A 15,195-nucleotide genomic window follows, 5' to 3' on the forward strand; every position below is an offset into this window, starting at 1 on the left:
GGTCGGGAGGGAGCGCCCGTGCGGGCGCGTCGACTCGCGAACAGGTTAATCATGCACGGGGTACCCACTCGGATCGCAATCGCGTCCCGTACCTCGCATCGAAAACCGGAGGGGCGCCGGTGTCCCGAACTCGACCGCCGACGCTGTCAGGGGCGGGCCTTCCCCGCGCTACCCGCGGTAGCCGGGCCTGCGATGGCAGGTCGTCCGGCTGCCGGGGCTCGCGTCGGTTACGTCAGCTGCGGCCGGTGTAGTTCGGCGCTTCGACCGTCATCGTGATGTCGTGCGGGTGGCTCTCCTTCAGGCCCGCCGCGGTGATCTGCACGAACTGGGCTTCCTGCAGCTCCGCGATGGACTGCGCGCCGGTGTAGCCCATGCCCGCCCGCAGACCGCCGACGAGTTGGTGGATCACCTGGTTGACCGGGCCGCGGAAGGGCACGCGGCCCTCGATGCCCTCGGGCACCAGCTTGTCCTCGGCGAGCACGTCGTCCTGGAAGTAGCGGTCCTTGGAGAACGACTTGGCCTGGCCGCGGCCCTGCATGGCGCCGAGCGAGCCCATGCCGCGGTAGCTCTTGAACTGCTTGCCGCCCACCAGGATCAGCTCGCCGGGCGATTCGGCCGTGCCCGCCAGCAGCGAGCCGAGCATCACGGTGGACGCGCCCGCGGCGATGGCCTTGGCGATGTCGCCGGAGAACTGGATGCCGCCGTCGGCGATGACCGGAACGCCGTGCGGCTTGCACGCGGCGACGGCCTCGAGGATCGCGGTGATCTGCGGCGCGCCGACGCCGGCGACCACGCGGGTGGTGCAGATGGAGCCGGGGCCCACACCCACCTTCACCGCGTCGGCGCCCGCTTCGACCAGCGCGGCCGCGCCCGCCCGGGTGGCGACGTTGCCGCCGACCACCTGGATGCGGTCGCCGACCTCGGCCTTGACCTTGGCGACCATCTGCAGCACCTGCACCTGGTGGCCGTGCGCGGTGTCGACGATCAGCACGTCCACACCCGCGTCGGCCAGGGTCATGGCGCGCGACCACGCGTCCTCGCCGACGCCCACCGCGGCGCCGACCAGCAGGCGGCCGTCGCGGTCCTTGGTGGCGTTCGGGTACTGGTCGGTCTTGACGAAGTCCTTGACGGTGATGAGCCCGCGCAGGCGGCCGTTGCCGTCCACGATCGGCAGCTTCTCCACCTTGTGGCGGCGCAGCAGTCCGAGCGCGGCTTCGGCGGTGACGCCCTCCTGGGCGGTGATCAGCGGAGCCTTGGTCATCACGTCGGCGACGCGGCGGTCCTGGTCCACCTCGAAGCGCATGTCGCGGTTGGTGATGATGCCCACGAGGGCGCCGGTCTCGTCCACCACCGGAAGGCCGGAGATGCGGAACCGGGCGCACATGGCGTCGACCTCGGCCAGCGTGTCGCTCGGGCGACAGGTCACCGGATCGGTCACCATGCCGGCCTCGGAGCGCTTGACCGTCTCCACCTGCGCGGCCTGGTCGGCGGCGGACAGGTTGCGGTGCAGCACGCCCATGCCGCCCGCGCGCGCCATCGCGATGGCCATCCGCGCCTCGGTGACGGTGTCCATGGCCGAACTCACCAGCGGGGTGCGCAGCCGGATCTCCCTGGTGAGCTGACTCGAGGTCTCCACCGAGCTGGGAATCAGATCCGATGCGGCGGGCAGCAGCAGCACGTCGTCGAACGTGAGGCCGAGCATGGCGATCTTGTTCGGGTCGTCGCCACCCGTAGGGGGGCGGACTGCGAGTCGTTCGCCCGGTACGGGATTACTCATTCGGATCGACCCCTCCTGGAACGTCGAAAGCGAGAGACACCGGATGCACCGGCGTCGCGCACAACTGATGGAATGGACGGTGGCGGCGAGGTCAGCGTGTCGGTAACTGTCCGGCGCCTGCCACCTATGGTATCTGTCCCGCAAACTCGTCGATGACCGAGCCCGTCCGCGAAACTGGCACCCTACATAGCTGGCGCAGACCACCCTGTTCTGCGTACCGTGGGTGTGTGCGTGACCATCTACCACCTGGCTTGCCGCCGGATCCGTTCGCCGGAGACCCCTCCGACCCGTCCGCCGCGCTCGACGCCATCGAGCCCGGCGAGCCGCTGGATCCCCACGAGCGCCTTGCGGTCGAGGAGGATCTCGCCGATCTCGCAGTCTACGAAGCGCTGCTTGCGCACCGCGGAATCCGCGGGCTGGTCGTCAGCTGCGAAGACTGCAGGCAGGACCATTACCACGACTGGGACATGTTGCGCGCCAACCTGCTTCAGTTGTTGGTCGACGGCACGGTGCGGCCGCACGAGCCCGCCTACGATCCGACGCCCGAGGCATACGTCACCTGGGACTACTGCCGGGGCTACGCGGACGCGTCGATGAACGAAGCATTTCACGGCGACGGGTTCGACGGCTTCGACAGCTGATCCCGCGGTCCCCCACCTGAACACGACGAAATGCCGACTGCCGGTCGGCGATCGGTCTACGCGCAAATGTTCGGGTGGCGCCCTCCGCGACACGCCCGGCACAGGCGTGCGCGCACTCTTCCGCGGTGTGTCGTACGACACCGGATCACAAGGGGATCCATTGAGCAACCGACCGGACCTCCGGCAGGCTGCGTTCGATACCGAACTCGCTTACGCCCGAACTCAGTTGCCCGGAATCTGGCCCGCGGGCGCGCTCGGAACACTCGGAACACTCGGAACGATGACCGTGCCCGGCCCGTCCTCCACGATCGGCGACCGCGTCGCCGGCTGTGTCGGGGCTTCGACGTCTCCGCCAGTGGGCACGACCACCGACGTCGGCACCTGCTGCGGGGTGGTCGGCACCTGGGTCGGCGGCTGCTCGACAGGTGTGGTGTTCGGCACTGTGGTTACTAACGGCGGTTCGGTGGCCGGCCTGGTCGGCACCGGCACGGTCGGTTCCATGGTGGTCTGCGGCGTGGTCGCCGAGATCGGCGGCACCATCATGTTGGTGTTGGTGGTGGTCTCGCGCGCAGGCTGCGTCGTCGTGGGAGCGGTGGTGCCGGTGGTGCCGGTCGGCTGCGGCTGGGTCGACGTGATCGACTCCTCGAGCGCGGCCGCCGCCTCCGGAGAGATGCCCCGTAGCTGGGTGAGCAGCTTCTGCCATTCGGACTGCAGATCCTGCTTCTTGCCGGAGTCGCTGACCTGGTCGACGTTCACCGAGGCGCGCTCCAGCAGCGCCTTCGCCTGCGCCGCATTGTTTTGCGCCAGTGCCCGCTCGGCCTGGTCCAGCTCGTTGCCTGCGCGCTGCACCACGGTGGTCTGCGCCTGCTCGCTGAACACGACCTCCTTGACCCGCCACAGCGGATCGCCGGGCTCGGCGCTGTAGGAGAACGCCGTCACACCGCCGAAGACCAGTGCCAGTGCCGCCGCGGTTCCCGCGATCGGTCCGACAAGCCGCAAACGGCCACGGTTGACTGCGCCGACTCGAATCTTGCGCGCGCCGATCTCCTGGTTGACCGCGGCAAAGACTGCGTCCAGATCCGGATCGCCCGGAACCGGCGGCGAAATCAGCTCCGCACGCCAATCCGCGAGCAGCGCGGCCAGCTGAAACTCCTCCGCGCTATCGGTCTGTACCGGTCCATCGCTGGCGATGGCGTCGATCAGAGCATCGTCGCGGCGTACCGCTGCGATGTCCACCGGTCCGGTGTCACCAGTCCCCCCGGCGTAGGGACCGCTGTTTCGCGATCCACGTCGCGCCTTCCAGTCACCCCGACCGCGCTCGCCATCCCTAGCCATACATTTCACCTGCCCTCGCCACTTGTGACTTCAGTTTCGCGAGTGCCCTGTGCTGGGCCACCCGTATCGCGCCCGCCGTACTGCCCACGGCGACCGCGGTTTCTTCTGCTGACAAACCCATGACCAATCGCAGGATCAGGATCTCTCGATGCTTTTCAGGGAGAGTGGCGAGCAAACGGTTCATCTGCCTGCTCGTCTCCGATTCGAGAGCTCGCTGTTCCGGTCCTTGGTCGGTGGATATGACATCTGGTACTTCGGCCATCGCCTCCGCCTTGTTACGGGCGGCGTTGCGGTGTGCGTCGGCGACCTTGTGCGAAGCGATTCCGTATACGAAGGCCATGAAGGGCCTGCCCTGGTCTTGATACCTGGGCAAGGCTGTCATCACGGCCAGACATACCTCCTGCGCAACGTCGTCCGCTGAGAGCTGTCCTCGCTCCGCCGCGCCGATACGCGCGCGGCAGTACCGGACAACCAGCGGGCGGATCAGCTCTAGTACCTGAGCTAAAGCGGATCTGTCGCCCTGCGCAGCGGCAGCGACGGCGAGGTCCAACTCTTCGCCCGTGTGCGTCATCGTCAGAGATATTCCTGGCGTTACAAGTGGCACCGGTCCGATGACCTGTGCTTCCGCGGATGCGGCGGAACGGATCTAACAATAGCGATACACAGCATGGAACCGAGCAACATGGTCACTTGTCTCGAGAACGCATCGCCGACGGCTACGCGGTGCCGTGCGGCCGAAAACGCCCGCCACGACGGGCTATTCCGGCTGCGCACTCTTCGGCCTCGCCCGCCGCGGCCGGATCGGACAGGCCGGCACGCAGCATCGCGCACGCCCAGCGCAGTGGAAGAAGGTCGTGCGCACGGCATTCGGCGGCCACCGTGTCGGCCAGCGCGCGGGCTTGTTCGATATCACCCGATGCGGCCGTCGCGGCGGCCACGAGGAGCCTGGACTTGACGCGGTGCCGCACCGAGGGCGCGGCCTCGGCGAGGGCGAGGGCTTCGCGGGTATGTGGCAGCGCTTCCCCTGCCGCGCCCGACGCCAACGCGGTCTCGGCACTGACCCAGTGCCAGCGGATCCAGGCGCGCCACCGCAGACCGTCCGGATCGAGGGCGGCGCGGCTCCGGTCGAGCAGTCGCCGCGCCAGGGCGAGGCGACCCGTGCCGAGCGCGTCGGCGGCCAGACCGGTGAGGGCATCGCAGATCGCGTCGATGCGATCCGGGGCGGCCCCCTCGGGAGCGAGTGCGAGTGCGCCGCCCGGCAAGGCCAGCGCGGCGGCCCGTCCGTCTGGGCCGGACGCCACGGCGTGCCAGCCGAGTTGACGCAGCAGCGAGCCCTCGGTGCTCGCGGCCAGCGAAAGCAGCACCGGATCGGCGGTCCGCCGCCGCACCGCGGCCAGTTGCACACGGGCCGCGGCGTAGTGGCCCTGCCCCCCGAGAATCACCGCCCGGTGCCAGGAACCCAGGGCGTCCCGGGCGGCCGGCAACTCGGCAGCGGCGAGGCCGGGGCGAGCTCCGAAGGCTCCCATAGCGAGGACTTCATATCGGACATCCACGGTCGGAACTGGCGCGAACACGGGCGAACTCTATACCGACCGCGACCGACGACCGCGCGTAGTAAATGCCAGGTGGAGCCCCTGGCTACTTGTCAGCTTTTGTGGTACGCGGCCCATGTTTCCATCAGGTAAAACTCGCCCCGGCATTGCCAGATCATCCGCGCTACAAATTCACATGCGTTTCGCGCAATTAACCTCGATGCCCCGTTTCCGCCATCTGGGATGTGCTCGAGCACAGGCCGCACGGTGGCCACCGTCACGCCGGTTACCTGTCCCCCATGGGACCAGTAACCTGTGAGCGGTCCCAAAAAATGCCGACGACCAGGGGAAATCAGGTCGCACCTGAGACAGCGAGCACCTAGCCACGTTCTGGCCAACCGAACAGTATCACCGGAACCAGCGTTAAAAGTAAACAGCGGGTAGGTTAAATCTCGCCATTGCCGGATTTGGAAAACCGGTGCGCCGAACTATTGACGGAATTTCGCGGCTACCCCTAACGTAACTCATCGCCACGGACGGCGCCGCGTGAAATTGCAGCGCCGGAAGGGCACCGCGGGACGCCGCCGATCGCATGCGTCCCGCAACCGTTGCAGACAAACTGCTCGACAACGCCGACGAGCTCGCATTACGAGGAGTTCACCATGCCCATGCCGACCCACCTCCCCGGGCCGAACGCCGACGTCTGGGACTGGCAGATGCGCGGTTCCTGCCGGGGCGTGGACTCCGCCGTGTTCTTCCATCCCGACGGTGAACGGGGCCGCGCCCGCACCGCGCGCGAAATGCGGGCCAAGGAGATCTGCCGCGCCTGCCCGGTGCTCATGCAGTGCCGCAGCCACGCGCTGAAAGTCAGCGAACCGTACGGCATCTGGGGCGGTATGTCCGAGACCGAGCGCGAGATGCACGCGCGGCGCAACCGCCGCCGCATGGCCGTCTGAGCCGCGACCCCCTCGCCTGCCAGCCACGACGCGAATCCGCGACCCATCCGCACCGCGCGGCGCGCCGAATGCCTAGCAAATAACCGGCCACTGGAACACCAGATGCACGATCACCGGCCGAGCGTGATGGCACACCGCTGTCGCAGTTCGGAACCGACGCTGACGCGCGGCATCAGGCGGTCACCACCGCTGCACCCCGCGTTCGCGGCGAGCAGGAGCCGCATGGTTGTCGGCCCGGTGGCGAGCGGTAGCTGTTGGCGTGTCACATCTGAATTCGCCCGGCATTTGGGAGTTCACCGCAAAGTAGCTGAGCTGCTTGCGGTTCGCTGGCACCCCACTGGAAGGAGGCGATAGCGGCACGCTACGGTAGTGACCGATGACACAGAATGGAGCGTTGTGACAACGCGGCCGCCAGCCGCAGAGGGCGACTCGTTCCGAAGAGAAGCCATCCCACCGAGTGTGGATTCTGCGGTGTCGGCACGCGCAGCCGAAAGCATCGAGCTAGCCGCTCTTTTGCACCGTTGCGGCCAGTCCGATCAGAAAGCTTTCGCCGAACTGTACGACCGGACGAGCGCGCGCGTGTTCGGTCTGGTGCTCCGGGTGCTACATGATCCGGGGTACGCGGAGGAGACCACGCAAGAGGTGTATCTCCAGCTCTGGCGTACCGCAGCCAGTTTCGACCCCGCGAAGGGGTCGGCGGTGACGTGGTTGATGACGCTCGCCCATCGGCGCGCCGTCGACCGGGTCCGCGCCGAGCAGGCCCATACCCTGCGCGAAGTCGCCTATGGGATACGGGTTCTCGGCAACGAGTTCGACGAGGTGACCGAAGAGGTCGAGCGCAGGCTCGAACAACAGGCGGTCCTCGCGGGACTCAACGGCCTCACGGAAACGCAGCGAGAAGCCATCTCGCTGGCCTACTACGGCGGCCGAACCTATGCGGAGGTGGCCACCTACCTCGGCGTAGGGTTACCGACCGTTAAGTCCCGGATTCGGGATGGATTGACACGACTGAAGAAAAGTTTGGGGGTGACGTGAGATGAACGAAGCCCAGATCGATCTCGCGCACACCGTCGCGCTCGGATCGATCGACGACGAAGACCATCACGCGGTACAGGAATTGCTCGACGGCGAGGACCCGGTGCTACACGCCGAGTTCATCGCAGAGGTGCAGCAGGCCAAAGACGCTCTGTCCGCCCTCGCGGCGGTGACGGCCACCGCGCCGCCCGCCGCGCTTCGCGAACGGTTGCTCGCGGCCATCGCCGCCGAGCAACCTCCCGTCGCCTCCTGAGCTACACCCTCCAGCCGGCGTGCCTCGGGCTGCGCTCGGCACCGGCCTTCGATGACGTTCGCGCGCCACGCGCCGACCGCCGCGAGACCGCTCGCCATCCCCACCGGGTTTCCGCGCGCAACCGCCGCGTCTGCTGCGCCGTAGCCTCCGCAACGGACCCGCCCGCAGACCGAAACTCATCGCCCCTCCCCGCGCGGTGGAGCCGACGAATTGTCATCTCTCACGATCCGCCGCCGCGCGGCCCGCGAACCGGCGCAGGCCCCCACCCCACGAAAAGGCCCCCGGATGCAACCATCCGGGGGCCTTCACACGCTCGACGCGTCAGTGCGCGTGACCGTGGTGACCGTGGTCGTGCGCCTCTTCGGCGGGCTTGTCGACCACGGCGCTCTCGGTGGTCAGCACCATGCGCGCGACCGACGCCGCGTTGACGACCGCGGAACGGGTCACCTTGACGGGGTCGACCACACCGTCGGTGAGCAGATCACCGTAGGTGAGGGTGGCGGCGTTGAAGCCTTCCTTGCCCTCGATGACCTTGCTGACCACCACGGCGCCGTCCAGGCCCGCGTTGGTGGCGATCCAGTACAGCGGCGCCTCCAGCGCCTTGCGCACCACCTCGACGCCGACGGCCTCGTCGCCGGACAGCGAGTCGCGCAGCTCGACGAGCTTGGCGCCCGCCTGCACCAGCGCGGTGCCACCACCGGGGACGATGCCCTCCTCGACCGCGGCCTTGGCCGCGCTCACCGCGTCCTCGACGCGGTACTTGCGCTCCTTGAGCGCGGTCTCGGTGGCCGCGCCGACCTTGATCACCGCGACACCGCCCGCCAGCTTGGCCAAGCGCTCTTCGAGCTTCTCGCGATCCCAGTCGGAGTCGGTGGCCTCGATCTCGCGGCGTAGCTGCGCGCTGCGGGCGGCGATGTCGTCCGCGGTGCCCGCGCCGTCGATGATCGTGGTGTCGTCCTTGGTGACGACCACGCGCCGGGCCTTGCCCAGCACCTCCAGACCCGCCTCGCGCAGGGTGATACCCAGGTCGGGGTTGATCACGGTGCCCGCGGTGACGACGGCCAGGTCGTCCAGGAACGCCTTGCGACGGTCACCGAAGAACGGCGCCTTCACCGCGACGGCCTTGAGGGTCTTGCGGATGGAGTTGACCACCAGGGTGGACAGCGCCTCGCCCTCGACGTCCTCGGCGATGATCAGGACGGCCTTGCCGCTCTCGGCGATCTTCTCCAGCAGCGGAAGGAGATCCGGCAGGGAGCTGATCTTGTCGCGGTGCAGCAGCACCAGGGCGTCCTCGAGCACCGCCTGCTGGGTGTCGGTGTCGGTGACGAAGTAGGGCGAGAGGTAGCCCTTGTCGAACTGCACGCCCTCGGTGACGACGAGTTCGGTCTCCAGCGTCGAGGACTCCTCGACGGTGACGACGCCGTCCTTGCCGACGGTGGAGAGCGCCTTGCCGACCATCTCGCCGAGCTGCTCGTCGCGCGAGGACACGGTGGCCACCTGCGCGATGGCCTTCTCGCCGGTGACCGGGGTGGCCGCGGCGAGCAGCGCCGCGGAGACCACCTCGGCGGCCTTGGCGATGCCGGAGCCGAGCACGATCGGGTTGGCGCCCGCGGCGACGTTCTTCAGGCCGCCGCGCACCAGCGCCTGGGCCAGCACGGTCGCGGTGGTGGTGCCGTCGCCCGCGACGTCGTTGGTCTTGGTGGCGACGCTCTTGACCAGCTGCGCGCCCAGGTTCTCGAACGGATCCTCGAGGTCGATGTCGCGCGCGATGGTGACGCCGTCGTTGGTGACGGTCGGGCCGCCGAAGGCCTTCGCGAGCACCACGTGGCGGCCGCGCGGGCCGAGAGTGACCTTCACCGCGTCGGCGAGCTTGTCGACGCCGCGTTCCAGAGCCCGGCGAGCCTTCTCGTCGAACTCGATCTGCTTTGCCATAAGTCCTTTTCCTTGGATGCCTGGGCGGCGGGTCCGGCCCGGTGGGGCCGTGCGGATCGCCGCCCGGTGGGCTGAAACGACGGTGCCCCGGCCCCTTTGGGCGGGGAACCGGGGCAACGTCGTTACGACTCGATCCCGGGTGTGGCCGGGAAGCGCGGTCCGATCCGGACCGCGCCGAGCGCGGTCACTTGCTGACGACAGCCAGCACGTCGCGCGCGGACAGGATCAGGTACTCCTCGCCCTGGTACTTGATCTCGGTGCCGCCGTACTTGCTGTAGATGACGGTGTCACCTTCCTGGACATCCAGCGGGATGCGCTTCTCGCCGTCCTCGACCCAGCGGCCGGGGCCGACGGCGACGACGGTGCCTTCCTGCGGCTTCTCCTTCGCCGTGTCCGGGATGACCAGGCCGGAGGCCGTCGTCGTCTCGGCCTCGTTGGCCTGGACGAGGATCTTGTCCTCGAGCGGCTTGATGTTCACGCTCGCCACGTTGAGCCCTCCACTTTCAGGGGATTTGCGGTCGTCCGGAACTGTTGTCCCGGACCATCGGTTCGGTCACGGTGCTGACCCTGCGCATAGCCCCGTCGTCGCGGGTGCCGGGACCCCTGCTCAGTAGTCACAACTGCTGACACCCGGCGAATGCGGAGGGTGGACGGTTACCCGGCCGACCACGTTCACCAGTGCCACTAGCACTCTATACACGAGAGTGCCAGCGCTCAAGGCCGGGCGGTGCCAGTGCGCGTCGCCGACCCGCCCTGTGCCTACATGCACTCACCAGGGTTGGTCGACCCATGGTCTCGGGGCTTTCTATTGGTTCGGGAAATCTGTAACGTTCGGATAACGGATTGTGACAGTATTGACGACGGTCGTTTCTTCGGCCGCCGTGTTCATCACGAACCGGCGTCCGCGGGAAGCACCGAGCGTTACGAAAGAACCAGCACAGCGTCACAGATTCGGTTGCGCGACACAGCTTCACCCAGAGGGCAAGTCCACACGTGATCCAAGGCCGGTTCCCACGACCCACCCGGACGGCGGTCCGGTCGGATCCCGAGTTCGGATCGCTCGCCGATCACGCGACGGTCCGGAAGTCCATTCGAGATGGTCGGCGCCACCATGACCATCCGCTCGAAGGGAGGTGAACATGCGAACATCCCTCGGCATTTCGGCCGGGAACGAGGTCGTGTGCTCGGCGCTTGTCGCCACCGCGCCGAACGGCGCCCAAAGTTTCGACTACCGCGTCGTTTCCGCCGATGCGGCCCATTCCGACATCGGTGATCTCGTCGCGTCCTCCATCGACTTGATGACCACCCAGCTGCCGACTCAGCAAGTGCCGCACGACATCGCGTGGCCCTCCCAGCCGGTCGGCGTCCGGTTCGCGGGCACCGGCTCGGCTGGGCTGGAAGCAGCGGCGGGCGAACCGCCGACGAGCGTCGCCGTCGCCTACCGCAGCAAGGAACAGGAGCAGGTGATCCGTTCGGCCACCGGCAAACAGCGCGAGCTGAAGCTGGTACCGGAGAGCGACGCCGCGCTCACCTTCCTGCGTCATACCGGGCTGCTCGACCGCTACGAGACGGTGGCCATCGTCGACCTCGGCGCGACCGGTCTCAGCGTCACGGTCGCCGACCAGGCCGACGGCACCGTGCTGCGCTCCGAACGCATCCACGCGATCAGCGGCAACGCGATCGACGACCTCATCTACCACCATCTGGTCGACGTCCACTACGCCCGGCGCGGCACCAGGCCGAACCGCAGCATGCTGACCAACCGCGGCCGCGCCGCCAAGGAACATCTCTCGATAGCGCCCGCGGTCACCATCGACCACATCGCGGGCCGCCCGCTCAAACTCACCAGGGCCGATTTCGAGGAGCTGATCGGAGATCTGCTGCGCGACATCGCCTTGTTCACGGCGGCGGTGTTCACGCGGGCGCCCAAGTTCCCGCAGGCGGTGGCGGTGATCGGCGGTGGCGCCAACATCCCCGCGGTCCTGGAGACCCTCGAACGCAAGCTGGACGTGCCCGTGCTCACCGTCGACGATCCGGAGGCGGTCATCGCCAAAGGCGCAGCGCTGGTGGCCGATGCCGCACAGCCTTCCGGCTTCCCGGTGATGGCCGGACTCGGCGGTGACGCGCCCGCGGGCACCTTCACCAAGGTCATCGGCACGCTCGCGGGAGCCATCGTGGTGGTCGGTCTGGTGATCGGCTACGGCTTCAAGACCTTCGCGCCGACGTCGGACGAAGAGGTTTCGCCCGCGGGCACGACGAGCAGCGCCCAGCTGCCGACGACGCCGATCACGGTGGCGCCCGCCACCGGCTCCGTCACCACCGCCGGCCGCGAGACCACCGAACGCTCCACCGGCGCACCGCCGCCGGTCACCCAGGACGCCGGCCTGCCGTCGACCCGCACCGCCACCGTGTCCGGCCCAACGCCTGCGCCGATCCCGTCGGTCCAGCCGACGCTGCGGCCGGACCCGAACCTGCCGCCCATCCCGTTCCCGGAACTGCTCGGCCCGCTGCTGAATCCGCCCGGCGTCGCCCCGCCGCCCACGCAGCAGAACCTCGAGCAATACGGACCGTCGACGAGCCCGTCGCAACCTCCGGCGAGCGGCCCGACCCAGTCGCCCGCGCAGACCCAGATGCCGATTCCGATGCCGCGCTCCCACTCGGGCTCCGGCAGGCAGGGCACGACGAGCGCGCTGCCGCTCCTCGAAATCGAGTTCGCCCCGCAGTACTGAACGGCGGCTCAGCCCGAACGAACGAATCGCACCGGGCCGGGCCGAAAGGACATTTCGATCGGGCCTGCCCGGCACTGTGATCGGCAGACGGCGAACGCGACCGGTCTCAGGCGATCTGGCTCACCGAGACCGGCAGCCCGGGGTCGGTCGCGACCGTCAGCGGCGACGGCTTCGCCCCGCCCGCGATGACGTGCGCGCCGAGTGCGGCGATCATCACACCGTTGTCGGTGCACAGCCGCGGTTTCGGCACCCGCAACGTCAAACCCGCCGCGGCGCAGCGCTCCTCGGCCAGCGACCGGATCCGCGAGTTGGCGGTGGCCCCGCCGCCGAGCACCAGGGTGCCGACCCCCACGTCTTGGGCGGCGCGAATGGCCTTCATGGTCAGCACATCGGCGACCGCCTCCTGGAAGGACGCGGCGATATTCGGAATCGGCAAGTCCTCGGGCGCTACTCCACCGCGTTGCGCGGACTCCACATAGCGGGCGACGGCTGTCTTCAGGCCGGAGAACGAGAAGTCGTAGCGGGCGTCACGCGGACCGGTCATGCCGCGCGGGAACGCGATCGCCTTCGGATCGCCGTCCGCCGCGGCCGCGTCCAGCGCGGGTCCGCCGGGGAAGCCGAGACCCAGCAGCCGGGCCACCTTGTCGAAGGCCTCCCCCGCCGCGTCGTCGACCGTGCTGCCGAGCTCGACGATGGGCTCGGCCAGATCGGTGACGTGCAGCAGATGGGTGTGCCCGCCGGACACCAGCAGCGCGACGCACGGCGGCATCGGCCCGTGCTCCAGCGTGTCCACCGCGACGTGGCCGCCGAGGTGGTTGAGCGCGTAGAACGGCACATCCCACGCCGCCGCATAGGCTTTCGCGGCCGCGACGCCGACCAGCAGCGCGCCGGCCAGGCCGGGGCCGATGGTGACCGCGAGCGCGTCGGGCTTGGCGATGCCCGCCGCCGAAAGCGCCCGGCGAATGGCGGGAACGATCGCCTCCAGATGTGCGCGGGAGGCGATCTCCGGCACCACGCCGCCGAAGCGGGCGTGCTGGTCGACGCTGGAGGCGACCTCGTCGGCGAGCAGCTCGCAGCTGCCGTCGGGGTTGCGGCGGACGATGCCGACTCCCGTTTCGTCGCAGGAGGACTCGATGCCCATGACGATCACGACAGCACCTCGTCGGGAAGCGGGAGTGCGGTCAGTTCCGGCCTGCGCATGGTGTACGCGTCGGCGCCGCTGGGGTGGTAGTAGTTCTTACGCAAGCCGATGATGTGGAAGCCGTGCTTGGCGTAGAGCGCGATGGCGGGCGCGTTGTCGGTGCGCACCTCCAGGAAGACCGGTCCGCCGCGCTTGCCCGCCTCCGCGAGCAGCGCCTCCAGCAGCAGCGTGCCTATGCCCGCGCGATGACAGCTCGGGTCGACGCCGATGGTGTGCACCTCGGCCTCGGGGTGTGCGGCGTCACCGAGCAGCGCCACGCCCGCGTAGCCGACCATCCGCCCGTCCTCGTCGCGTGCGGTGATGTAGCGGTTGTGCGGCCCGGCCAGTTCCGAGCGGAAGGCGATCGCGTGCCACGGATCGTCCTCCGGGAACAGCAGCTGCTCGAGTTCGACGCAGCGCTCGATGTCGGCCGCGTTCATCGGCTCGATGGAGAAGGCGCCGGTGCGCACTTCGTCGTCCACCATCACGCTCCCGTCCGGTCGAGGCTGCGGTAGGCGTTCTCCACCGCGTCCGGCCTGCGCAGGTAGAGCGGCACCAGCGGTTCCGGCACGGCACGCGCGAGCAGCTCGGCGGCAGCGACGCGCACCAGGCCCGCGGGCGAGGGCGTCTCCACCGGCAGCACCGGCAGATCGAACAGGTCGACGTGCGAGGCGGAACCCGCGATCGCCGCGGCCGAGCCGTGGTCGAGCGCGGCGGGCTTGATCACATCCGGACCCGAGACCCGCGTCCCGGCGCGGTAGCTCGCCCAGTACACCTCGCGCCTGCGCGCGTCGGTCACGACGAGCAGCTCGCCGTCGGCGGTGAACTCGCCGTCGGCGAAGACGTCCGAGGCGATCGCGTCCAGGCTGCACACGCCGTACACCGGGATGCCGAGCGCGTCGCCAAAGGCGGCCGCGGTGGCCATACCGACCCGCAAGCCGGTGAACGGGCCCGGTCCGACACCGGCGACGACGGCGGCGATATCGGTCCTGGAACGGCCTGCCTCGGTGAGGCATTCGAGGATCTGCGGGGTCAGCACCTCGGCATGGGCACGGGCATCGACCCGGACCCGCGAGGCGACGGTGCGCAGTTCGGCCACGGTGGCCGCATCGGGCGCGGCCTGCTCCAGTTCCACCAATCCCGCTGTAACGGCGGGTGTCGCGGTGTCGACAGCGAGTACAAGCATGATTGGCCCAACGATACCGGGTGGTACCTCGCCGCGACGCGGAGCTACCGGGTAGCTAAACCCGGACGTCGATCCGCTGGTGACGCGGTGTGCGTACCTCCGGCCATGCGCGGGTCATCGTCGGACTGCGTCCGGCAGCGCCCCGTGTGACCTGCGTCTACCCGACCCACTCCCAGACCGCGGTTCGCACATCGGATTCCGGTTCCCTGCTCAGCAGCACACGCAGGTGGCGCTCGGCCAGGTGCTCGACGACGCCGAGGCCCCACTCCACGACGACCACCGCATCGTGCAGGTCGGTGTCGAGATCGAGCGCGTCGAGCGCGTCCAGATCACCGCCGAGCCGGTAGGCGTCCACGTGCACCATCGGCACCGGCGCGGCGCCCGCGCGCCGACCCGCGCGGTGCTGCCTGGCGATGATGAAGGTCGGCGAGCTCACTCGCCCCTGCACACCGAGGCCCGCGGCGATGCCTCGCGTGAGTGCGGTCTTGCCCGCACCGAGCGGACCGTCGAGCACCACGAGGTCGCCCGCGCCGAGTTCGGCAGCGAGTTCGCGGCCCAGCGCCTCGGTGTCTTCCACGGTCGGCAGCGTTCGCCGTTGCTGCGTCACCGCACGACCCTCCGATCCGTTCTCGCGCTGTC

The 15,195-nt window shown here is 68.9% G+C and carries 15 protein-coding genes; 5 read left to right on the forward strand and 10 right to left on the reverse strand.

What is annotated here, in order from left to right; genetic code table 11:
• Nucleotides 1-232: 232 nt before the first annotated feature.
• Entirely contained in the window at nt 233-1,777 is a 1,545-nt protein-coding gene (gene guaB, locus NL1_RS01015) for an IMP dehydrogenase (protein WP_281180757.1), read from the reverse strand.
• Between the two features lie 227 nt (nt 1,778-2,004).
• Here guaB and NL1_RS01020 point away from each other — a divergent pair, with 227 nt between their 5' ends.
• A complete protein-coding gene (locus NL1_RS01020) occupies nt 2,005-2,418 on the forward strand; it encodes a DUF5319 domain-containing protein (RefSeq protein WP_011207424.1) in 414 nt (137 codons plus the stop codon).
• Between the two features lie 222 nt (nt 2,419-2,640).
• On the opposite strand, the gene NL1_RS01025 is transcribed toward NL1_RS01020, so the two are convergent.
• From NL1_RS01025 to NL1_RS01035, 3 genes are all read right to left on the reverse strand, one after another.
• The gene (locus tag NL1_RS01025) at nt 2,641-3,654 is read right to left on the reverse strand and encodes an anti-sigma-D factor RsdA (RefSeq protein ID WP_245673032.1); all 1,014 of its coding nucleotides are present in this window, start codon (nt 3,652-3,654) and stop codon (nt 2,641-2,643) included.
• A gap of 91 nt (nt 3,655-3,745) precedes the next feature.
• On the reverse strand, nt 3,746-4,324 hold the full coding sequence (locus NL1_RS01030; protein ID WP_067784912.1) for a sigma-70 family RNA polymerase sigma factor: 579 nt from the start codon (nt 4,322-4,324) through the stop codon (nt 3,746-3,748).
• A 145-nt stretch (nt 4,325-4,469) separates the two neighbouring features.
• Complete coding sequence (locus NL1_RS01035; protein ID WP_067833035.1) at nt 4,470-5,279, reverse strand: hypothetical protein; 810 nt, start codon at nt 5,277-5,279, stop codon at nt 4,470-4,472.
• Between the two features lie 668 nt (nt 5,280-5,947).
• Here NL1_RS01035 and NL1_RS01040 point away from each other — a divergent pair.
• The 3 genes from NL1_RS01040 to NL1_RS01050 all read left to right on the forward strand — a co-directional run bounded on the left by NL1_RS01040 (nt 5,948) and on the right by NL1_RS01050 (nt 7,529).
• Nucleotides 5,948-6,241, forward strand: coding sequence for a WhiB family transcriptional regulator (locus NL1_RS01040; protein WP_067784918.1), 294 nt, complete (start codon nt 5,948-5,950; stop codon nt 6,239-6,241).
• A gap of 459 nt (nt 6,242-6,700) precedes the next feature.
• Nucleotides 6,701-7,276: a sigma-70 family RNA polymerase sigma factor gene (locus NL1_RS01045; protein WP_067833038.1), complete on the forward strand. Its 576-nt coding sequence runs from the start codon at nt 6,701-6,703 to the stop codon at nt 7,274-7,276.
• A gap of 1 nt (nt 7,277) precedes the next feature.
• Nucleotides 7,278-7,529: an RskA family anti-sigma factor gene (locus tag NL1_RS01050; protein ID WP_067833041.1), complete on the forward strand. Its 252-nt coding sequence runs from the start codon at nt 7,278-7,280 to the stop codon at nt 7,527-7,529.
• A gap of 321 nt (nt 7,530-7,850) precedes the next feature.
• Here NL1_RS01050 and groL read toward each other — a convergent pair whose 3' ends face one another.
• Together groL and groES are read right to left on the reverse strand one after the other, a co-directional pair.
• A complete protein-coding gene (groL, locus tag NL1_RS01055; protein ID WP_067833044.1) occupies nt 7,851-9,461 on the reverse strand; it encodes a chaperonin GroEL in 1,611 nt (536 codons plus the stop codon).
• Nucleotides 9,462-9,645: 184 nt separating this feature from the next.
• On the reverse strand, nt 9,646-9,948 hold the full coding sequence (groES, locus tag NL1_RS01060; protein ID WP_067833047.1) for a co-chaperone GroES: 303 nt from the start codon (nt 9,946-9,948) through the stop codon (nt 9,646-9,648).
• A gap of 652 nt (nt 9,949-10,600) precedes the next feature.
• On the opposite strand from groES, the gene NL1_RS01065 reads away from it, so the two are divergent.
• A complete protein-coding gene (locus tag NL1_RS01065; RefSeq protein WP_156094589.1) occupies nt 10,601-12,190 on the forward strand; it encodes a DUF7159 family protein in 1,590 nt (529 codons plus the stop codon).
• A 106-nt stretch (nt 12,191-12,296) separates the two neighbouring features.
• Here NL1_RS01065 and tsaD read toward each other — a convergent pair whose 3' ends face one another.
• From tsaD to tsaE, 4 genes are all read right to left on the reverse strand, one after another.
• Nucleotides 12,297-13,340: a tRNA (adenosine(37)-N6)-threonylcarbamoyltransferase complex transferase subunit TsaD gene (tsaD, locus tag NL1_RS01070; RefSeq protein WP_067833050.1), complete on the reverse strand. Its 1,044-nt coding sequence runs from the start codon at nt 13,338-13,340 to the stop codon at nt 12,297-12,299.
• Nucleotides 13,337-13,855: a ribosomal protein S18-alanine N-acetyltransferase gene (rimI, locus tag NL1_RS01075; RefSeq protein WP_067833052.1), complete on the reverse strand. Its 519-nt coding sequence runs from the start codon at nt 13,853-13,855 to the stop codon at nt 13,337-13,339. Before rimI ends, tsaD begins: the two co-directional genes overlap by 4 nt.
• On the reverse strand, nt 13,855-14,556 hold the full coding sequence (gene tsaB / locus NL1_RS01080) for a tRNA (adenosine(37)-N6)-threonylcarbamoyltransferase complex dimerization subunit type 1 TsaB (RefSeq protein ID WP_067833055.1): 702 nt from the start codon (nt 14,554-14,556) through the stop codon (nt 13,855-13,857). Before tsaB ends, rimI begins: the two co-directional genes overlap by 1 nt.
• 157 nt (nt 14,557-14,713) lie before the next feature.
• Nucleotides 14,714-15,163, reverse strand: coding sequence for a tRNA (adenosine(37)-N6)-threonylcarbamoyltransferase complex ATPase subunit type 1 TsaE (tsaE, locus tag NL1_RS01085; RefSeq protein ID WP_067833057.1), 450 nt, complete (start codon nt 15,161-15,163; stop codon nt 14,714-14,716).
• Between the last annotated feature and the right edge of the window lie 32 nt (nt 15,164-15,195).

It is taken from the genome of Nocardia lijiangensis NBRC 108240 (assembly GCF_001613045.1).
GTDB lineage: Bacteria > Actinomycetota > Actinomycetes > Mycobacteriales > Mycobacteriaceae > Nocardia > Nocardia lijiangensis.